The organism is Pseudobacteroides sp. (genome assembly GCF_036567765.1).
Classification (GTDB): domain Bacteria; phylum Bacillota; class Clostridia; order Acetivibrionales; family DSM-2933; genus Pseudobacteroides.
Genome location: NZ_DATCTU010000028.1, coordinates 1 through 21,794, shown reverse-complemented (window position 1 = coordinate 21,794; position 21,794 = coordinate 1). Strand labels below are relative to the sequence as shown.

Here is a 21,794-nt window from a genome sequence, read left to right as displayed (position 1 = left end):
CTTTTAAAAATTGTATTTTACATTGTTCAATAATTTCAGTTTCATAATACATGTTCGGAAAACAGAACTTTTTTCAGTTCGGAATTAGAAATAAAATTTTGTAGCAATTAAGTGGGCTCTAAAGCGTGAATAGAGGGGAAGTTATTACTTTAACATGCCTAAATATGCTTTGAAATTTTCATAATCATTTTCATACACTATACATACACATATAATAAACTCCCTATTTCTTTCCACAGTCTTTGGATGAACATCTATTATTTTAGAAAGTTCTTTCATCATAAAGTATTTTTTTGTTAATAATTTTTTATATATATGCTTATTTTCAATAATTTTTTTAGCAATGTTTATACATATTTGTTTTGAATCTCTATGTTTTGGTATGTAATCAGGCAGCTTTCCTATACTCAGTCCAAATGTTTCCAGCTGTCTTGAAAAGTCTTTTAATTCACATATAAGTTCATACCTACCTGCTTCTAAACCAAAGTCATACAAATTTAATTTCTCCTCAAGCTCACTATCACTTCTGCTGTTAAAATATGAAAACGGAATTTCATTTTTGCTAATAGGTGATATATGTCTGAGATAATCTACAACCCTCCTTTTAATTACCAACTGTGCAAATTTAAGAAATTGATTGCTTTTGCTTCCATCAAACTTTTCAATTGCCTCATCAAATGCCATAAGTCCAACACTATATTCATCACTATTTTTTACATCAACTGCTTTTGAAGCATAAATGCCGGTAATTACTCTTATTATAAATGGTATATAATCTTCTATGAATTTCTCTTTTAAATGCTTGTCTCCACTCTTAATTTTTTCAACAGTGCTGGTTGCTGTTTCACCGTTATAATTTAAAACAGATGAAATAACTAACATAAACATCTTCCTTCAATAATAGTTTTTATAATAAACTCATTTAAATTAAAGTACATTAATCTTTAGTATAATAAAAACCATTTTCGCTTGTAATTTTGCAACCTTAATTCGCGATAATATACCTAGCTAGCTTTGACCATAGTACGATTTACTACCATGTTTTCTCAAAAAGTGCCTGTCTAGTAATGTTCTATCAATCTGCTTTAAATCAGGCTTGAGGGAAAATGCGTGATAAGCCATCATGGCAACCTCTTCTAAAACTACTGCATTATGTACTGCCTCCTGAGGGTCTTTTCCCCAGCTAAAAGGCCCATGATTGCTGACCAGAACTCCGGGAACACAAATGGGATTTTTATCCTGAAAGGTCTCTATAATAACATTTCCGGTTTGTTCTTCATAATCACCGTTGATCTCTTCATTGGTCAGTTTGCGTGTACAGGGAATTTCACCGTAAAAATAATCCGCATGGGTGGTTCCCAGTGCTGGAATACCCCTTAGGGCTTGAGCCCATACGGTAGCCCACCGGGAATGTGTATGTACTATCCCACCTATTTCCGGATATTTTCTATAAATCACCAGATGGGTCTTTGTATCGGAGGATGGGTTAAGTTTTCCCTCCACTTTGGTCCCGTTGAGATCCAGTACCACAAGATGTTCAAGCCTTAACTCCTCATAGGGCACCCCACTGGGCTTAATCACTATAAGGTTTTCCTCCCTGTCAATTCCGCTTACATTTCCCCATGTATATGTTACAAGCCCTCTTTTGGGAAGCTCAAGGTTAGCTTCCAATACTGCCTCTTTTAATGTTTCCAGCATAACCTTACACCTCTTCTTTTACCATTTGATCTTTATATATTGAAGCCTCTTCCTTAATTTTTTTAAGTTTCTTCATCACATCATTATGGCCTCTTCCAAAGTAGTCATGAAGAATTTTGTATTGTTCATAAAGCCGATTATACATTTCTACATTCTCAGGGATAGGTCTAAATGATTTTTCTTTCACTTTACCCATAACTTTTGCGGCCTCAAAAATACTGTCATAGCCCCCCCTTTCTTTGCCTGCAGCTACAGCAGCAAACATTGCAGCCCCTAATGCAGGAGTCTGGGAAGAAGCTCCGATCCTGATCTCCATATTGGTAACATCTGCATAGATTTGCATCATAAAGTCGTCCTTGGAAGCGATACCACCGCAAGCATAGAGCTCATTGATAGGTACTCCGCTTTCACGGAATATTTCTATGATTATCCTCTTGCCATAGGCAGTTGCTTCAATCAGTGTTCTATATATCTCTTCAGGTTTTGATTGAAGTGTTAAGCCAATGATTAAGCCTGTAAGGTCAACATCCACAAGTACAGACCTGTTTCCATTCCACCAATCCAGTGCAACAAGGCCGGATTCCCCCACTTCAAGTGCTGATGCCTTTTCGCGTAAAAGCTTATGTATGTTGATTCCCCTTTTACATGCTTCTTCCATATAGGAAGATGGTACACAGTTCTTTACAAACCAATCAAAATGATCCCCAACACAGGACTGACCCGATTCATAAGCAAAATACCCCGGCATAGCACCATCTTCAACAACCCCACACATTCCGGGGACAATTTTTTCTTCGGTGCCCAGCAATATATCACAAGTGGAGGTTCCGACTATCATCAACATCTTACCCGGCTCAGTAATTCCAACAGCCGGAATTGATACATGGGCATCAACGTTTCCAACGCACACGGCAGTCCCCTGTTTCAATCCTGTCATCAGAGCAGCTTCTTTAGTAATTTCACCCGCCTTTGAGCCAAGTGGATATAAATCCTTTGAAAGCTTTTCTTCCACATAATTTTCAAGCCTTGGGTCCAGGGCTTTAAAAAATTCTTTGGAAGGATAACCTTCCTGCTTATGCCAGATTCCCTTATATCCTGCTGTGCATATTTGCCTCTTTTCTACGCCTGTAAGCTGCCATGTGACCCAGTCGGCAGCTTCAATCCATCTGTCCATAGCTTCATAGATTTCAGGGGCTTCATTTAAGACCTGCCAGACTTTTGCAACTTCCCATTCGGAAGACTGTTTTCCACCATACCTGTTTACAAATTTTTCTCCTCTTTCTTTTGCGATTAAATTTATTTTATTGGCCTCATCCTGTGCTGCATGATGTTTCCAAAGCTTTGGCCATGCATGGGGATTTGATTTATATTCATCCTTAAGACAAAGAGGCACTCCCATACTGTCAGAAGGCAAAATTGTACAAGCAGTAAAGTCAACCCCTACGCCAATGACATCATCGGGGCTTACCCCTGATTCTTTTAATACCTTGGGTATGGTTTCCTCAAATACTTCCAACCAATCCTTGGGATGCTGGAGTGCCCAATCGTGCCCAAGTTTAGTTACCTTATCAGGCAAATAATCCGACATAACCCCGTGAGTATATTCCTTCACAGATGTTGCGATTTCTTCCCCTGTTGATACATCCACCAGTACTGCCCGGCCGGATAGCGTTCCAAAATCAACTCCAATTGTGTATTTCCTACTCATATTTAAAAACCTCCATTCCTATCATAAAGACCTAGACTATTTATACTATTTAAACGGGTTTTCATCCTTATAAAGCATTGAAGGAGGCTGATTAAACGCAATATCCTGAACTCCAAGCATTCTCATAGCTTCAAACAATATCTTTCCCGCGTGTTTAAAAGCCACACCGCCGTGATGCGGGTATCTCTTTGCGATTAAAACATACCTGTAGAACCTGGCCATCTCTTTTATTGCAAAAATTCCTATCCCACCAAATGATTTAGGATCTACATCTATAATTTCTCCACTTGCTATATAGCATTTCAGACTGCAGTCTGCAGTTCCCTGAATCCTGAAGAAAGTCATATCTCCCGGCCTGATTGCCCCCTCAAGTGTTCCTCTTGATATATCAGGCTCTTTTGAAGGTTCTAAAAGTCTGTGCATAATTAACTGATACTTCATTGCAAAATTCTTCATACAAGACGCTGGAGTATTTCCACAATGAAATCCCATAAAAAGGTCATTTAATTTATAATCGTTAAATTTGTCTTTATTGTTTTCGTACATGTCTTTGGGTACAGTGTTGTTTATGTCTAAAATAGTAGCAGGAAGCTTAGTCGCACAGGTTATGATATATTCACTCAATGCACCATAGATATCTGTTTCACATGCTACAGGCATACCTATAGACGCAAGCCTTGAATTTACATAGCATGGAACGAACCCAAACTGTCTCTGGAATGCAGGCCAGCATTTATTTGCGAATACTATGTACTCCGACGCCCCCTTATTGTTTTCAGCCCAATCTTTCAAAGTCAGCTCATATTGTGCCAATGCAGGAAGAATTCCAGGATATCCGTTTCCATCTCCCAGTTCCTGTTCCATCTCTTTTACAATGGAAGGAATTCTTGAGTCATCCTTATGTTGTTGAAAAGATTCATAAAGATCCAATTCCGAGTTTTCCATTATCTCCACACCTAAATCATACAGAGGCTTAATGGGGGCATTACAGGCAAGAAAATCCTGGGGCCTTGGTCCAAAACCAATCAGCTTTAATTTGGATACGCCAAGAATAACCCTTGCAATATTTTCAAAATCCCCTATCATTCCTGTAATTTCATCCGGTGTACCTACCGGATACTGGGGTATGTATGGATTGAGCTTTCTTAATCCCAAATTGTATGATGCATTCAGCATTCCGCAGTACGCATCTCCCCGTCCATCAATCAGGTTATTCTCGGTTTCTTCAGCAGCAGCCACAAACATTGAAGGCCCGTTAAACTTCTTAGCTAATAGTGTTTCAGGACCTTCCGGACCGAAATTGCCAAGGTAGACTACCAATGCATTTACATCGGCATTTTTCAGTTCATCCAAGGCCTTTAAGACATCCGCCTCATTTTCTACAATTGTCTGAACCTCAACGATTTGGATATTTTGAAGTTCACAGGCCTTCACTACTTTCTGCCTTCTTTCTTTACTGAGCTCAGCGGGAAAGCAGTCTCTGCTGACAGCTGCAATACCTAATTTTACTTTTGGAATATTGATCATATGGATTCTCCTTTTCTATTAATACATTTTTCTTGATTACTAATATCAACCCCTGTGTGCATGTGCGTACAAGTTAGGTTACACATTCACAGCTTGGAAATCTTTAAGCACTATTAAAATCATTATCAATCTTATATTTAGCAGAGCAAAATAATGAATGCTTTAACTGGATTGATCTTATCTTTGGATACAAGAATCTTTGATAACAAGCTTTGGTTCAATCACTTTTTGTATAGGATTGTTTTGATAATTATCATCTTTAAGCATTTCCAATAAAATGCTGGCTGCTTCCTGGCCCAATACTTCTTTGGGATGATTTACAGTAGTAAGTTTTACCGGACAATTTTCAGAAAAGTAAGAGTCATCGAATCCGGTAATAGATATATCTTGGGGCACTTTGACACCTAATTTGCCAAGGAGCTCGAAAGTTTTAAAAGCAATTTCATCATTATAACAGACAATGGCATCTATCTCTTTTTTCTCTTCAATGAATTGCCTGATAAATGTATAAGGCTTTACGTCTTTATCCTCCGTATGGAACCAAATGATATTATCAGGATTGTAAGACAGTCCGACTTTGGTTAATCCCCTTGCAAACCCCTTATGCCTGTTTATCCCCTGGATGTCATCGGCTTTAAATACACCAATAATATTCTTATGCCCAAGCTTGGCAAGATATTCAACTATCGAAAACATACCGCCGGCATCATCCAGAATCACATGGGATTTTCCCCCCAACTGGGTATTGTAACCATGAATAAATACATAGGGTATATGATGCTTGTCAAAAGCCTCATAGAATTTGAGATTGTCGGAAAATAATGCACTCTTGGTAGGCTCGATAATCAATCCTTCAATGTCTTTGCCCAATAAATCCTGGAGGCAGTTAGCCTCATTTGCAGTATTATTATTGGTATTCTTTAACATGATGCTGTAACCGCTTCCGGATAGTACGCCGTCAATGCCCTGAATCACCCGTGGGAATATGTATTCTGATATGTATGTTGTAATGACACCGATATTTTTTGAATCGCTTCGTTTGTTTTGCCTCCCAAGACAAAAGGTACCTTTGCCATGCTCGGTATAAAGCAATCCTTCGTTTACAAGCATTGATATAGCTTTTCTAACTGTGTGCCGGCTTAAGGAATGCTCCTTAGAAAGGGTGTTTTCCGAGGGAATTTGGTCACCTGGCTTGATGCGTCCCATTAAAACCTCTTCTTTAATATGCTCCATCAGCTTATAATATTTCGCCTGGTTACTTCCGTTTTGCATCATGCCCCTCCTAAATAAAATCATGAAATGATTTTGCCCACCTGTCTGCACATGTTAATAATATTATACATCATCCACTTTGTATCTGTAAATGTTAACACAATCATCCCTTAGGAATGTTGAAATAATAACTTCCGCTAATCTTCGCTTCCGTGTTCACTTTACTCGTGAACACACGCTCAGAATCGGAAGTAATATTTCAATCATTCCTTAGCTGCTTCTAAATTCTTTTGGGGTTACACCTTCCCATTTTTTAAATATATAGCTGAAATAGTGAGGGTCGTTATACCCTACCCCATATGCTATTTCCGCAGCTCTTAATGATGTTGTCTTCAAAAGTTCCTTAGCTTTTTTAAGCCGTACCTTCGTCAGATATTCGGTAAATGTCTGCCCTGCTTCCTGACTAAACACAGAACAAAAATGGCTGGGACTCATATTTACATATGAAGCAACAGAATTCAGCGAAAGGTTTGAGTCCTGAAAATAGTTGGTTATGAAATTCTTTGCCTTACTCATAATGTCACTATACCTGTCCTCCATTCTATTCTCTCTACATTCCAAAACCTTTCTAAGCACGTTTTCTATATGTTCCCTAAATTTATCTATGGAATTGATGATGGACAAATCATTTTGGAGCTGAACAGCCTCCGGCAATATTTTCTCTATATCCCACCCTAGCTCCTTGACAAATTTAGATGCATTTAACATGATATCAATATAAGTATAGAAAATGTACATCAGAGAGTTCATTCCTGTCCGGTCCAAATGCTTTACATAATCACCCACAAATTGCCTAATGTCCTTATATGAACCATATTTCATAAAATCATTGATATTATTCATATCCAGCTTAACAAATTCTTTTATGCCTAAATCCAGCTTTAGGTCATTCATTCCAAGTATTTTACCTTTCCCGTATATGTATTTGTATTTGTTTACAAAGTCTGCGTCCAAATATGATTTTGCAATGCCACCCAGCCGCTCCATCACACTCCCGATACTGATGGAAAGAGTACAATCCGTATCTCTCTCTGCTTCATTCATGATGGTTTCTGACAATTCATAGGCATAAGTCCCTAACTTTAATTCACCATCTCCCTTGATGATTAGAATCAGCTCACCGGTATTTCTTTTGAATTTGATTACCTGCTGGTTTCCCTTAAGAATTTTATCAACTACTTCCTCAAACTTCAGATACTCTTTATATTTGCAGTCATTCATATTCTGCACTTTAATCTCGGCTTCTACGATTGTAACAAGATAATATTTAGAAATAATATCTATTTGGAAGTGCTCACATTTATCAACTACATCCTGAAGTGAAACCATACCCATTACAAGCTCGTTTAAAAACCGATCTCTCAGGACTACCGTATTATTTTGAAGCTGCTCTTTTAATTTTTCTGAGGTCTCTTCCTCTTTTTTTTCCTGTTCAATTTTAGCAGCAATTTTTTTCAGAACCTCCATCAATTCAGTGGCACACACCGGCTTTAGAAGAAATTCGGCAACACCAATACTGATAGCCTCTTTTGCATAATGAAACTCGTCATGTCCTGTCAGGATGACTATTTTAACCCATGGCATCATTTTGTGTACCATTCTGCTTAATTGCAGCCCGTCCATGAAAGGCATCTTTATATCGGTAATCAAAACATCCGGTTTTACTTCCTGTATCAATGGCAGTGCCATTTCTCCATCAGGAGCCTCCCCTGAAAATACAAAATTGATGTTCCCCCAATTTATACTGTCTCTCATCCCCTCGCGAATTTCTATTTCATCATCGACTAAGAATACCTTGTACATAAAACTCACACCTCCAATGGTATGGCAAATAATAACCGGGTCCCCTTATTTAGTTCACTTTTGATACTAATACCATATTCATCGCCATAGTACAGCTTTATTCTTTTATGCACATTATTTAATCCAAAACCGCTTTCTTTAAAAATCAGCTCTTTTGAGTTACTTTCCAATTCAGCTACTACCTCCTTATAGCGGCTCTCGGGCATACCTGCACCATTATCCATAACCTCAAATATTATTTTATGCCCTTCTCCCTTATAACCACGGATGGTGATGATTCCACCTTCCCTTTTGTTCTTGATTCCATGATATAAAGAATTTTCCACCAAAGGCTGCAATGTGAGTTTTAAAATCTTATAGTCAAGAATATCGTCGCTTACTTCAACATTAAAATCCAATATATCCCTATACCTGATTTTCTGGATTGTCAGGTAGCTTGTGATATGAGCAATTTCATCACGAATGGAAATCCAGTCCTTTCCCTTGCTAAGGGTTATTCTGAAAAAGCTGGATAATGCCCTGACAATTTCAATAACTTGCTTGCTTTTATTCGCTTCTGCCATCCAAACGATTGTGTCCAGAGTATTGTAAAGAAAATGGGGGTTTATTTGTGCCTGCATCATTTTTAATTCTGTTTTTTTAAGGTTTTCCTGTTCCGCTTTATTTTTTTCCAGCAACTCTTTAATCTTTTGGACCATGATATTAAAACTCATCCCCAGATGGGCTATTTCGTCAACACTCCTATTTTTAACCCTCACATCAAGATTTCCCTGTGCTACCGATTTTGTCATTTTATATAATTCTCTAATTGGCTTTGATATGCTCCCTGAAATCACCCATGCAGCAATTGTGGAGAACAGGAGCACCAGACCTAACACAATTAAATTGGTAAACACCCATCTTTTAATATTTTGATCTATTTCGGTTTTGATTGTCTCACTGCTAGAAATTTCATACAGAATGAATTCCTGAATGTTATCTTCTACAAGGGATGAAACACCCCTTATATTTTCTAATACTTTCTCATTCTCTTCTACTGTTTTTTTATCCCGTATCTGCTTACCCATTAAATCAACGTATTTTGTCAAAGTACTCATGGTACGAAGTGTAACATCCAGCCGCACTCTATTCTCATGTGTTCTTACATTTTGCATAATACCGTATATATTGTTGTTGATATTATTAATAATTTCATATTGCCTGCCCTTTTCAAATTTAATTTTCCCTGCCACAATATCCCACATTTCAGCATCAATCTGATTCTTAACAATTCCATTTAACCGATTGGCAGTAGTAATATTGGATACAATGGTATCATACTGCTCTCCATACTTTAGGGCACTGTATAATATGGCCACATTCAAAAGGCTCATCATGACGATGACAATGATAAAAGCTATGATAATTTTACTTCTCATCGAAAGCTTTATATCAATCATTAAGTCAAGCAGCTTATTCTTTCTAGCCCAATGCTTTATCCTGTTTAAATACATACAGTTGTCCTCCTTCCCTATTGCAGCAGCATCAGTATTTTCGGTTTGGAAGTTCACTTTTTGCCACATCCTGAGGGAAAATTCCTTCATTTATAATAATCCTTTTGGGAAGAGGTGTCCCATTCATAATGCTTTTCACAGCCTTCATCAATTCAGGCCCTTGAAGGGGATTACATTCAACGGTGCAGTTGATCTTTCCTTCTATCATAGCATCGAATGCTGCTTTTACAGCATCTATGGAAATTATAATTATATCTTTCCCGGGTTTTAGGCCGTATTCTTCTATTGCTTCAACTGCTCCCAATGCCATGTCATCATTATGTGAATATACCACATGAATGCGATTTCCTTCCGATTTTAAAAAGTTTTCCATTATCTCTTTGCCTTTAGATTTCATAAAATCCCCATACTTACATCCAATCATTTTTATGAATGTATTGGGTTTTATGATTTCCTCAAAGCCTTTGCTCCTGCCGTTTGTCGGTGATGAACCAAATGTGCCTCTAAGCTCAACAACATTGAAACTCCCTTTAATATTCTTAACCTTTTCCAAAAGCCATCTGCCGGCTTTTCTTCCTTCCTCCTCGAAATCGGACCCGATGTGGGTAACATATAAGGTCTTATCCTGTATATCAATTGCCCTATCCATAACTATGACAGGTATACCTGCAATTTTGGCTTCGTTTAGTACGTCTTCCCAACCGCTTTCTACGATAGGTGAAAAAGCAATAATATCAACCTTTTGGGCTATAAATGAGCGAATAGCCTTAATCTGATTTTCCTGTTTTTGTTGTGCATTGGAAAATATCAACTTTATGCCTTGGGCTTGGGCTGCAGATTGAATGGATTCTGAGTTGGCGGTGCGCCAGTCACTCTCAGCACCCACCTGGGAAAACCCTAAGACCACTTTGTTTTCTACCTGTGAACTTCGTGAATCATTCGGTTCTATATTATTATTTTTGGGTGAGCATGATGGTAACAAAAATAATATAGCAATTATAATCATAGCCAATTTCAAGAAAGTTTTCCTCATCTGCAAAGCTCCTTAACCTTTTTTGACTCCCTTCTGACAGTGAGTATTCGTTGTATAATAATGAACAGACAGAGCAGTGCTGCTACTGAAATTCTGGTCCACCATGAATTCAACGTACCGTCAAACATGATAAGGTTCTTTATAACACCCTGGGTCAGTGTACCAAACAACGCTCCAATAACATATCCCACTCCACCCGTTAAGAGTGTACCGCCTATAACGGTTGCTGCAATTGCATCCAGTTCCATGCCCTGACCATGCAAAGAGTATCCTGAATGGATGTTGAAGGTAAATAATATACCGGCAATTGCTGCACAAATTCCATTTATAGTATATACTAAAACTTTAGTCCTCGCTACAGGAAGTCCCATTAAGAGAGCTGACTGTTCATTTCCTCCAACTGCATAAACTGCCCTGCCAAACTTGGTATAATGAGCTATAAATATAGCTATTCCCAATGTAAGAATGGCTATCACAACTCCAGTTCTTATAAAGCTGTCTCCCGCCATATAGATCTTATAATCCGATATATCATTATAAACTTTATTTGTAATATTGATGGTTTCAATACTGATAAATGCAGCAGCTCCTCTTCCAAAAAACAATCCTGCAAGGGTCACAATAAAAGGCTGAATCTTAAAGAACTGTATAAGACACCCTTGTACCAATCCATACAAGGCTCCAAGCACAATCATTAAAAACATTACAAAAAATGGATTTAATTTTGAAACCTCAACCAAATAAGCGGATGCCATACAAACAAGACATAAAATTGACCCCACTGAGATATCGATACCACCTATTAAGAGAACAAATGTCATACCAACAGCTAAAACAATCAGGTAAGAATTATCTATAAAAAGATTAAAAAATACCTGCAAAGAAAAAAAGGAGGGATACTTTAAAGAGCCGATACTAAATAACATCACAAACAAAAGGATATTTATCAACATGGGTACAAATTTAGAATTAAACTGCAGCTTTTTCACTATGCCCACTCCTTTCTCCAACGAATAATCCCAGAATTTTATTGCGGAATTCTGCTGACTGTATAAGGCATATCAGTATAACAACGATAGCCTTTATAAGCGGCAGCACCTGTGAGGATACACCCAATGCATATAACGTGGTGGTTATACTCTGTACAATCAATGCTCCGATAAGACTTGCTCCGATGGAAAATCTCCCTCCGCTTGTGGAATTCCCGCCTAATGCAACAGAAAGAATAGCATCAAGCTCATAGGCATCCCCTGCATTATTTCCATCTGCCGCTTTTATCATAGAGCTGATGATAAGTCCCGATATGCCTGCACAGAAACCACAGAATGCATAGACTAAAAACTTGATTTTTACTACACTGATGCCTGAAAATCTACTGCCTGTAGAGTTAACCCCGATAGACTCAATCAAGAGTCCCAGTGCAGTTTTTTTGATAACTATGACGGTAAGCACCAGTACAGCTGCAAAAATAACAATGGAAAATGGAACAGGCAAGCCTGGTAAAAATCCTCCCAGATACGCAAAAGGTTTATAATACACTGTGACAATCTGACCACCGGTAATCATCTGTGCAATTCCTCTACCTGCAACATATAGGATAAGGGTAGCAACTACAGGCTGTATACCCAGTCTTGCCACTAAAAATCCATTCCATGCCCCGGCTATGGTAGCAGCAATAAGTGCAGCAATGATTGCTATTGCAAAGGGATAATTGGGAACACCGTTAAAATTACCGCCCAGCACCACACAGACAGCTGCACCTGAAATAGCTGCCACTGTTCCCACTGAAAGGTCAGTTCCACCCGTTGCAATAACCAGAGTCATCCCAATTGCCATGATCATAAGGGGTGCGGCACGGTTTAAAATATCTATGATTCTTCCAAATAAATATCCATCCTTATATTCTATCTTTAGAAAGTCATTTACAAATATGATATTGAATATTACGATTAAAGAAAGTGCGACTAAAGGCCAGAATAATCTATTATTATGTACTTTTTTAAGTATTTCCCCCATTCACTTACCCCCCTGCTATCGTCTGCATAACATAGTGTTCATTGATATCTTCTCCTGTGATTTCTGCTACTTTGCATCTATCTCTATACACCGCCATTCTACTGCAAGTCCTAAGCTCTTCATCCAAGTCGGAGGAGATGAATAATACAGATAAGCCTTTTCCTGCCAATTCCAGTATAAGCTTTTGTATCTCCATCTTTGTCCCTATATCAATACCCCGTGTAGGTTCATCCAGAATTAAAAGCTCCGGATCTGTTGCCAGCCATCTTGCAAGTATCACCTTCTGTTGATTACCACCACTTAAGTTTTTTATCAACTGCTCAGGCCCGGCTGTTTTGATATTAAGGAGCCTAATGTACTTATCTGCCAGCACCTCCTGCTCTTTTCTGCTTAAATATTTAAAAATACCTTTCTTTGCCTGCAATGCCAGTATAATATTTTCTCTCACTGAAAGATCGCCAATGATTCCTTCCGTTTTTCTGTTCTCAGGACAGCATGCAATCCCAAATTTGATTGCATCCAAAGGAGACGACAAATTTACTTTTTTGTCGTAAATATACATCTGCCCACTGTCTGCTTTATCTACTCCAAAAATGAGTCTGGCTGTCTCTGTCCTCCCTGATCCTAAAAGTCCGACAAGGCCAAGGACTTCACCTTTTTTAATTTCCAGGTCAAAGGGTTTTATGGTACCGGAGCGGCCTAATCCTTTTGTACTTATGAACGTAACTTCGTTCTTTGACTTAAGTTTTTTGTCTTTTTTGCTGAAATTAGAAAGGTCATCAAAATCCTTTCCAATCATTCTGGCTACCAACTGAAGCCTAGGCAGATCTTTGGTTTCATATTCTCCCACCAGTTCACCGTTTCTTAATACGGTAATGCGATCGGATACTTCGTAAACCTGATCTAAAAAATGGGTTACAAAAATAATCCCCAGTCCTTCTTCTTTCAGCTTATTCATAACCTCAAAGAGCTTTTTAACCTCATTTCTATCAAGACTTGATGTGGGTTCATCCAGTATCAGTATCTTTGCCGAAACATCCAACGCTCTTGAGATAGCAACCATTTGTTGAATGGCCACTGAATAATTGTCCAGCGTTTTTGTCACATCAATACTGACATTAAGCCTTTTTAATCCATCTTCTGCTCTCCTGTTCATGGTTTTCCAATCTATCCTGCCCATTTTCATTGGTTCACGGCCAATAAATATATTCTCAGCCACCGAAAGGTTTGGGCATAAATTCACTTCCTGATAAACAGTACTAATTCCTGCAGCCTGTGCATCAAGCGGTGTCTTTGGAGATATCCTTCTGCCATCTAAAATTATATCTCCGCTGTCCGGCTTCTCAACGCCAGTCAATACTTTAATTAACGTAGACTTCCCTGCTCCGTTCTCTCCCATGAGTGCATGTATCTCACCTTTTCGGAGCCGGAACTCGACATTTTGCAATGCCTTTACACCTGGAAAGGTTTTATAAATCCTCTGCATTTCAAGAATTGGACTTTCTTTAATCATTCTCCACCTCTCCCCTCTAAAAAATCACAACCTTAAAGAAAACCCACTCCTGTGGCCTTTAGCACTTTCCAAGGAGTGGTTTTTCAATTTAATAGGAGGTACCTTTAGTCATGCCTTAATTAATACTGGCGGCTAGGTAAAGCAGCTTTTGCTTCTTCCATCGGGAATAACTTTTCTTCTGCATATTTAAGCTTCGGGACTTCTTTTCCAGCCTCCAGGTCTTGAATGGTTTGTACAAGTACAGGTCCTGTAAGTGGTGAACATTCTTGAACAGCATTGAGTTTGCCTGCAATCATAGCTTCAAATGCACCTTTTACACCATCAATAGAAACAATTTTAATATCTACTCCAGGCTTCAGGCCAGCAGCTTCCATAGCTGAAATAGCACCGAGTGCCATGTCGTCATTATGTGCAAACACAAGATCAATATTGCCCTTATCGGATTTTAGCCAGGACTCCATAACTTCTTGGCCTTTTGCACGGGTGAAATTACCGGTTTGTGATTTTATAGTCTTGAATTTTGTATCTTTCATTGTATCTACCCAAGCAGATCCACGATCAACAGCGGCTCCGGATCCAACTGTTCCCTCCAACTGGTACACGTTTACAGTTGCCTTATCTTTAAAACCCAGCCTTTCTTGATTGTCTTTTACCCATTGTGCAAGTTGTTTACCTTCTTTGTAAAAATCTTCCCCTACACGTGTAATCCAGTACTTGTCACTACCATCAGCTGTTTTAATTGATCTGTCAACCAGTATAAGCGGAATTTTTGAATCTTCAATTTCCTTTAATATTGTATCCCATCCGGTTTCAACAATAGGTGCCAATGCAATATAATCAACTTTTTGAGCAATAAAGGATCTTATGGCCGATATCTGATTCTCTTGTTTTTGCTGGGCATCTGAGAATTGAAGCTTAAATCCGGCTCCTTCACATGCCTCTTTAATTGACTTGGAGTTAGCTGTACGCCATTCACTTTCAGCACCTATCTGAGCAAAACCAACTACCACTTGTTTTGATGTTTTTTTACCGTCAGATTCCCCAGTAGAACCAGATGGACTTGTGGTGGAACTATCTGTAGAACTTCCACAAGCTACCAACGAAAAGGTCAACAATGCACAAACACCTAAGCTAATGATTTTAGAAAATTTCATTTTAATCCCCCTTTAAGCATTTTTTTCTGATATATTTATCTGATATATTTATTATAGGGAGATAGAAAATTTTATAAAATGGACTTTCTTTTGGTACTTGTTTAAAAATTTAGTCAAATGAATTCCTTTTATGGACATATGGGCAAAATTTTATGAATTTATTACGTTTTTTTTGGAAAGTTTTACTACCAGGAATACTTCTATAAAAAAATTTTGAATTTTTCATTCCCTTTATTATTTATGGCAACACATTCAATTTCTACTAGCCAAAGAGGCCTGCAAACTGAAGCATTAAGAATAACATAAGGGATTGTATCTTTAAAACGTTCTGTGATATAATTTTGAACAATTTGATAATCCGAGTAATCCCTTAAATAAATTATCATAATTTTCATATCATTTAGGCCTGCTGAATATTTTAATAGCAGTGCCTCAATATTTATAAAAGCCCTTTCTATTTGTTTGATAACATCAGTTGGAAATAGTACATTGCCCTTATTATCTATACTTGCTGTACCGGAAATATAATAGTGGGTTCTGTCACCATAGACAACCTTCGTTCCACGCTCAAAAGTAACACCATACTCATGTGTAGGGTTCATATAATCAGGAGCACTCATAAAAACTACTTGTTCATTATTTAGTCCGATTGAGGAAATATAACTTAATTGTACTAGTGTGGATGGCAGAACACTTTTACCCTCAATCCCCGTTGAAGCAATATAGTGAGTATCTTTTGTCATATCTTCACTTTCAAACCATTTATTTCTGCACTTAGCCATGCCACTATAATTATTGTCTATATCACGTACATAAATCCATGTGCGTAAAACGTTATCTTTGATATTCCCACCTAGATCATTAACTTGAGATGTAAGCTTATTAAATAAATCATCAGTCTGTATATATGAATCTCCTATTAGGCCAGGTGTAATATTCCCCCACTTTGTTAAATATGCTCCATGTTTAAATGACACTAAATTATCTTCTACATTCTTTTCTATTTCAACTTCATTTAGCGGCTTACAGAAATATGATTCAAGAGCTATTTTAGCACCTGAAGCAGGTGCTTGCCCTACCAATATATAAAACACTGAATTATAGTTATTATGCAAGTATTCTTTTACATAACTTGCCTGATTATATATATCGCTTAGATATATTCTAATATAAATCAAAAAATTTTTATCAAGGCCATTTTTTTTGCAAATCTCATTATACCTTCCGAATATAATTTCCACTATTTCATTGAACATATAATTCCTATCAGGTAATTCCAATGTTAAAAAATATTCAGTACAATTACTCGAATTAAATTCTGATATCATATAGATGCCTCCCTCTAAAATCTTAAAAGTTCTCTCAATATCTTACAAAATCTTGGGTATACATTCCAATTTATCTACTAGAGTAATTCGAAGTAGTCTTCCATTTAAGTACGGAATTGTAAAAATAAAATTATAGCTCTTACTTTGCCAGATTCCAGTATTAAAGACTGCATCTGTACCAATAAACGTACTCTTAGTTGTGTTTCTCCAGCTATTGCCAACGAGACCATGCTGCAACTGCAGGAATTCCATCAGTTTCTGATTAGATTACTTCGGAATCAAACTTACTTTTTAGTTAGGAATTTGTAATGTTATAGCATTCTACTTTTCAAATATCTAACTCAAAAAAACATTTTTAACGAATAACTTATTATGAAATGCTATAAAATTCTTTTTTGGAGTTTCGTTTTTAACGTAGCTTAGAGAAAACGAGTGTATTTCCTATCATATATTTTAGGGGGTATTATAATTGTGAAAAAAGTATTATATTCTTTATTAGCTCTGCTATTAATATTGACATTGTCAGTGATGCTCACTACTGTATTTATTCAGGCTGCATCTGAGCGTTCAATTTCTTTTGGTACAACCCTTAATGCTGAAGCTCAGATGAGAATATCACAGACTCTTGCAAAGTCTATTGCTAATCCAAGTTCCTCACAATGGCGGGCAAAAGGTGATCAGCATAGGACTTACTTCTTTTCGGAAGCCAATACTACAGAACGCTACCGACTTTGTGTTCCGACAAACTGGGATGGCAATTCAAAGCTCCCGCTGGTTATGTTCCTTCATGGTGCAGGAAATGACGAAAGTTCATATTTGGATCAGAACAACAAGCAGATGGTCAATCTTGCCATGCAGCACGGATATATCCTGGTCTCACCGATGGGGCATACCGGTGCATATGGAAACTTTTTAAGGCTTTCTGCTCCATTCGGCAAACCGGTTGAAGCGGCTGCACTCATGGCTCAAGTTACGACAGCCAGCGAACGTACAAATGAGCTCAGTGAAATGGACGTAATCAACGTACTGGAAATTGTCCTAAATGAATATCCTATCGACACCAGTTCGGTATTTCTTACTGGACATTCAATGGGAAGCGGAGGCACATGGTATATCGGAGGTAAATACTCTAAATACTGGGCAGCTATAGCTCCTATGTCTGGACCATTTGTACAGGAGACAGGATATCCGTGGGATAATATACGCAATATGCCAATCTTTATAACTGAAGGAACACAAGCACCATCGTTAAATGCAAGCAGGTTATTAGATACATGGATGACCAATAAAGGTTATAGAAATGAATATAAGGAAGTTAATGCAGACCATCCTGGAATGGTATCTTTGGTGCTACCAGACGTTTTTAACTTTTTTGACCGTTGCAGAATTTCTCCTACAACGCCTCCAACAGTTACTCCAGCACCAACGCATACATCAACACCAACATTATCGCCTACTTCAAAGCCAACTTCTGAAAAAAGTATTGATTTGGATCATAACGGGGTTATCAACATGTCAGATGTTATATTGGTAGCAAAAGCATTTAATACGATAAAAGGCAATACCGGATATATTGAAGCCTATGACTTAAATAATGATGGTGCGATAAATATGACCGATATAATAATTATTGCAGCTAAATTTAATACAATACTGTAGTTATCCTTGATTCATATGTTTTGAGCCTTAATAGAAAGGAATAGGATATTAATATGAGAAAAAAGGTTTTATCAGTTTTTCTACTTATCACCATGGTTATGACTCTATTTTCAATTACACCATTAAATACAGTTATAGCTGCAGATACCATCATTACGCTGGATGGTAACAACATTAAAACCACTAATGTCAACGGCCTTACGTTCAAAGGTTTTGGTGTTCTGAGCGGCAACAGCTCCAGTGAGCTGTTGATGGATTATAAGTCGGAGCATCCTGAGAAATATGCTGAGTTGCTGCAGATTCTGTTTGGTGGTACACGTCCTATCATGACACATGTGAAAATCGAGATGGGCAACGACCGCAATAACTCTACAGGCCCGGATCCAGCCACTATGCGTTGGGAAAATGAAAATGCTAATGTCAAGCGGCATCCTGGCTTTCAGCTTGCAGCCGATGCAAAAAAGGTTAACCCCAATCTTAAAATTAGCATTCTGCGTTGGAATGCTCCTGGCTGGGCAAACACCAATGATAAGATATATACATGGTATAAAAGCACCATTCTAACGGCTTATCGGCAATATGGCTATATGGTCAATTATGTAAATCCCGGAGTTAACGAGCAAGTAGCGAATCTGACATGGACCAAACAATACGCCGATCGTGTCAGAACTGACAGCACGGGTTTCAATGATTCAACCGAGAAATCCCTTTATAACAGCATAAAAGTTGTGATTTCAGATGAAGCTGGGTTAGGCTCTTTCGGCGGCAGCATGGTAAGCGATACCACCCTTCGAGATGCTGTGGCAGTTGCAGGATACCATTACAACACCGATGACGACAGTGCGGGTAATTTTAAAAAGCTGGCAGACCAATTTGATAAAGAGATTTGGAATAGTGAAGCCCAGGCTACCTTTAGCAATACGGCCTTCCGTCCCAACAACAACATGAGGGATCCTTCAGTTGCAGGCACTGGTATAGGTGGCATAAACGGTCCGCTTGAAATGGGCAACACCATTATCAAGGGATTTGTCAATTCACGTCGGACACATTTTATCTACCAGCCAGCCATCGGTTCATTCTACGAAGGCGGACAGTATTCCTTCAAGGAACTTGTCAGTGCACGTGATCCATGGTCCGGCTGGATTCATTATGACGCAGGTCTTAATATTCTTCGCCATTTTAGTTGGTTTGCAAAGACCGGCTGGGAAAACCAGGCCAATACCACTGGAATCTGGAGGGCGGTACCTCAATCCAGCAGCACAGGAGCCACAGGCATAAACCCCATAAATGGCCGCAACGGAGCACCCAGTTACATAACTCTCGCAGCTCCGGACAAGAAAAACTTTTCAACCATTTTCATGAACGACAGCGAGTATACTCAAACTTACCACATTACCACAACCAATATGGGTTATACCGGATATCCTTCTTTGGAAATGTGGGAGACCCGAGCCTCTGACGCTGGAAAAGCCTTTAATAGCAACTATATAAAATATCTTGGTAATGTATCTGCTGATGCCAACGGTGTTTATAACATAACAGTAAAACCCTATTCGGTTATGACTGTTACAACTTTGGTAAATAACGGATCAGCAGAGTATACCAAGCTATTGCCTGTAGAAGGGACACGCACTGTGCTCGATACTGATGCAACCGGTTCTGGACAGAATACCAAGGATAATATCATATATACCGACAATTTTGACTATTCCGGCAAAACGGTACCCGTAATCGGAACAGGCGGCCAAATCACCGGAACCCAAAGCTTTATAGATTCCAGAGGAGGCTCAAAAAGTGTGATTCCACGTTATACCAGCGATCGCAATGGTGCATTTGAAGCATATCTTCCTGACGGATCAGGTAACTATGTACTACGTCAGCAGGTGGATCAATCTATTATGGGGCTTGGTGGCACATGGAATAACGGAAACCCTCTCACATCTATTGGAGATAACCGATGGATGAACTACAAGGCCAGCATCGACGTTTCATTCGAGCACAACAATGTGGAGGGCGGCAGCAATTATGCTGCTATCGGAGTACGTCAGCAAGGCGGCCAAAACTCCCACTACATAAACGGTACGCCATATATCCTGAAATTCTGGTTTGACGGCGGATGGTCGTTCCTTGTCGACGGCAATTCCGTAGCAAACGGTAATGTAGTGAGTGGTACCGGAGGTGTGAAAATTAATGGTTTTGTGGCTTCTTATAATACATGGCACAATATTGCCATTAAGGTTGTGGAAAACAAAGTAACTGCATACCTGGATGGCGTTACACTTTGCAACTATACAGATTCAAAACAGAGATTATCAGGTCGTGTAGATTTAGCCAGCGGTTATTATCATACCCGTTTTGATAATTTGAAGGTGGAAGCAATTGACGGTTATGAGCCTTACTATTCAGAAATTCTTGACAATCTTGAGATGTTCGACTTATCATATGTTCCTGCTTCTAAGCTCGTCTACAGCGGTTCGTGGATGCATGAAAATGGTAAATCTATGTACAATTACCAACGTTCCCTATCCACCAGTAAAGGAACCGGTGCTACACTTAAGTATACATTCAATGGCACCGGATTAGATATTCTGGGTCCTAACGATGGTTCAGCGAAACTGGAAGTGATAGTAGACGGAAAGGTTGTAAATACTTCAGCCAATACAATGGAGTCAGGAAGTTTTTACCAAACTTTTACACTTCATGGGCTTAATTATAGTGAACATACCGTTCAGTTAAAAGTCTTAAGTGGAACCTTGGTTGTGGATGCTGTAGCGACTGTTTCAAATGTGTGGAAGTCAAACTCCACTACAACACTGATACCAACACCAACATCAATACCTACTGCAACACAAACAACTATATTTGATATTGATGTAAACCATGATGGTGTTATAAACATGGCAGATGTGATAATTTTAGCAAAAGTATTTAATTCCACTAAAGGAGACGCCATATATGTTGATGCATATGACTTGAATATAGACGGGGCAATTAACATGGCAGATATAATAATAATAGCAGCGAAGTTTAATACTATTATATAGCAAATATATGTAAGCGTTTTTCAACCTAATCATGCGTGATTATATCAGTTTTGTACTTGTTATACTATGTGATGATGTAATTGACGCTTACACAGCCTCGTAAGTTTTTCTAAAGAATGGGAAGTAAAATCCCATGATTCACTAAATAAGAGGCTATATAGCTGTTATACAAAAGAAAATCGGAAATACTTTATACCAGTTATTTAAGAAGCTTTTTTAATAACTTAACTGGAAATAGCCATTATGATTTTTGTGGTTTTATCGTTTTACTACAATTTTTTTGGTTGTGTGTTTCGACCTGCATTCGGAAATCTATAATTATTCTTAGAAAGGAAATGAATGGAAAGTTGATATAGTAAATTTGAACCCATTAGTATCCAAAATTGCGGAAGAACCCAATTTTACTGTTGATTTATAATTAAAACTGACCCCCGATTTACAAGTAAAATTGACCCCTTGAGAATACAAATGTATCCTATCCATATGATCAATACATGTGGAGGGATAAAAGAGGTGAAAGATGTGCAAGATTGGATAGCTGTAAAA

15 protein-coding genes are annotated in these 21,794 nt (G+C 38.3%); 2 read left to right on the top strand and 13 right to left on the bottom strand.

What is annotated here, in order from left to right; translation table 11 throughout:
- Positions 1-144 precede the first annotated feature (144 nt).
- The 13 genes from sigI to VIO64_RS04265 form a co-directional block, all read right to left on the bottom strand.
- A complete protein-coding gene (gene sigI / locus VIO64_RS04325) occupies positions 145-882 on the bottom strand; it encodes an RNA polymerase sigma factor SigI (protein ID WP_331915526.1) in 738 nt (245 codons plus the stop codon).
- Between the two features lie 126 nt (positions 883-1,008).
- The gene (gene araD, locus VIO64_RS04320; RefSeq protein WP_331915524.1) at positions 1,009-1,698 is read right to left on the bottom strand and encodes an L-ribulose-5-phosphate 4-epimerase; all 690 of its coding nucleotides are present in this window, start codon (positions 1,696-1,698) and stop codon (positions 1,009-1,011) included.
- 4 nt (positions 1,699-1,702) lie between these two features.
- The gene (araB, locus tag VIO64_RS04315) at positions 1,703-3,406 is read right to left on the bottom strand and encodes a ribulokinase (protein ID WP_331915522.1); all 1,704 of its coding nucleotides are present in this window, start codon (positions 3,404-3,406) and stop codon (positions 1,703-1,705) included.
- 45 nt (positions 3,407-3,451) lie between these two features.
- On the bottom strand, positions 3,452-4,933 hold the full coding sequence (locus VIO64_RS04310; RefSeq protein WP_331915520.1) for a fucose isomerase: 1,482 nt from the start codon (positions 4,931-4,933) through the stop codon (positions 3,452-3,454).
- 177 nt (positions 4,934-5,110) lie between these two features.
- Complete coding sequence (locus VIO64_RS04305; protein WP_331915518.1) at positions 5,111-6,205, bottom strand: GntR family transcriptional regulator; 1,095 nt, start codon at positions 6,203-6,205, stop codon at positions 5,111-5,113.
- Between the two features lie 210 nt (positions 6,206-6,415).
- The gene (locus VIO64_RS04300) at positions 6,416-8,008 is read right to left on the bottom strand and encodes a response regulator transcription factor (protein ID WP_331915516.1); all 1,593 of its coding nucleotides are present in this window, start codon (positions 8,006-8,008) and stop codon (positions 6,416-6,418) included.
- Between the two features lie 5 nt (positions 8,009-8,013).
- Positions 8,014-9,558, bottom strand: a complete 1,545-nt coding sequence (locus VIO64_RS04295) for a sensor histidine kinase (protein WP_331915514.1) — start codon at positions 9,556-9,558, stop codon at positions 8,014-8,016.
- Positions 9,533-10,534 (bottom strand): ABC transporter substrate-binding protein, encoded by a 1,002-nt coding sequence (locus VIO64_RS04290; protein WP_331915512.1) that lies wholly within the window; start codon positions 10,532-10,534, stop codon positions 9,533-9,535. Before VIO64_RS04290 ends, VIO64_RS04295 begins: the two co-directional genes overlap by 26 nt.
- The gene (gene yjfF / locus VIO64_RS04285) at positions 10,531-11,523 is read right to left on the bottom strand and encodes a galactofuranose ABC transporter, permease protein YjfF (RefSeq protein ID WP_331915510.1); all 993 of its coding nucleotides are present in this window, start codon (positions 11,521-11,523) and stop codon (positions 10,531-10,533) included. The genes VIO64_RS04290 and yjfF overlap by 4 nt, the downstream gene beginning before the upstream one ends.
- Complete coding sequence (locus VIO64_RS04280; protein WP_331915508.1) at positions 11,504-12,550, bottom strand: ABC transporter permease; 1,047 nt, start codon at positions 12,548-12,550, stop codon at positions 11,504-11,506. Before VIO64_RS04280 ends, yjfF begins: the two co-directional genes overlap by 20 nt.
- A 4-nt stretch (positions 12,551-12,554) precedes the next feature.
- Positions 12,555-14,063, bottom strand: coding sequence for a sugar ABC transporter ATP-binding protein (locus VIO64_RS04275; protein WP_331915506.1), 1,509 nt, complete (start codon positions 14,061-14,063; stop codon positions 12,555-12,557).
- Between the two features lie 119 nt (positions 14,064-14,182).
- Positions 14,183-15,217, bottom strand: a complete 1,035-nt coding sequence (locus VIO64_RS04270) for an ABC transporter substrate-binding protein (RefSeq protein ID WP_331915504.1) — start codon at positions 15,215-15,217, stop codon at positions 14,183-14,185.
- Between the two features lie 200 nt (positions 15,218-15,417).
- Entirely contained in the window at positions 15,418-16,545 is a 1,128-nt protein-coding gene (locus VIO64_RS04265) for a Rid family hydrolase (protein ID WP_331915502.1), read from the bottom strand.
- 471 nt (positions 16,546-17,016) lie between these two features.
- Here VIO64_RS04265 and VIO64_RS04260 point away from each other — a divergent pair, with 471 nt between their 5' ends.
- Entirely contained in the window at positions 17,017-18,204 is a 1,188-nt protein-coding gene (locus tag VIO64_RS04260) for a dockerin type I domain-containing protein (protein WP_331915500.1), read from the top strand.
- Positions 18,205-18,257: 53 nt separating this feature from the next.
- A complete protein-coding gene (locus tag VIO64_RS04255; protein ID WP_331915498.1) occupies positions 18,258-21,248 on the top strand; it encodes a dockerin type I domain-containing protein in 2,991 nt (996 codons plus the stop codon).
- Positions 21,249-21,794: the final 546 nt, after the last annotated feature.

What these genes read in the sequence shown, in the direction of transcription:
- sigI (WP_331915526.1), bottom strand. Translation starts at nt 882, where the DNA reads ATGTTAGTTATTTCATCTGTTTTAAATTATAACGGTGAAACAGCAACC.
- araD (WP_331915524.1), bottom strand. Translation starts at nt 1,698, where the DNA reads ATGCTGGAAACATTAAAAGAGGCAGTATTGGAAGCTAACCTTGAGCTT.
- araB (WP_331915522.1), bottom strand. Translation starts at nt 3,406, where the DNA reads ATGAGTAGGAAATACACAATTGGAGTTGATTTTGGAACGCTATCCGGC.
- VIO64_RS04310 (WP_331915520.1), bottom strand. Translation starts at nt 4,933, where the DNA reads ATGATCAATATTCCAAAAGTAAAATTAGGTATTGCAGCTGTCAGCAGA.
- VIO64_RS04305 (WP_331915518.1), bottom strand. Translation starts at nt 6,205, where the DNA reads ATGCAAAACGGAAGTAACCAGGCGAAATATTATAAGCTGATGGAGCAT.
- VIO64_RS04300 (WP_331915516.1), bottom strand. Translation starts at nt 8,008, where the DNA reads ATGTACAAGGTATTCTTAGTCGATGATGAAATAGAAATTCGCGAGGGG.
- VIO64_RS04290 (WP_331915512.1), bottom strand. Translation starts at nt 10,534, where the DNA reads ATGAGGAAAACTTTCTTGAAATTGGCTATGATTATAATTGCTATATTA.
- VIO64_RS04280 (WP_331915508.1), bottom strand. Translation starts at nt 12,550, where the DNA reads ATGGGGGAAATACTTAAAAAAGTACATAATAATAGATTATTCTGGCCT.
- VIO64_RS04275 (WP_331915506.1), bottom strand. Translation starts at nt 14,063, where the DNA reads ATGATTAAAGAAAGTCCAATTCTTGAAATGCAGAGGATTTATAAAACC.
- VIO64_RS04270 (WP_331915504.1), bottom strand. Translation starts at nt 15,217, where the DNA reads ATGAAATTTTCTAAAATCATTAGCTTAGGTGTTTGTGCATTGTTGACC.
- VIO64_RS04265 (WP_331915502.1), bottom strand. Translation starts at nt 16,545, where the DNA reads ATGATATCAGAATTTAATTCGAGTAATTGTACTGAATATTTTTTAACA.
- VIO64_RS04255 (WP_331915498.1), top strand. Translation starts at nt 18,258, where the DNA reads ATGAGAAAAAAGGTTTTATCAGTTTTTCTACTTATCACCATGGTTATG.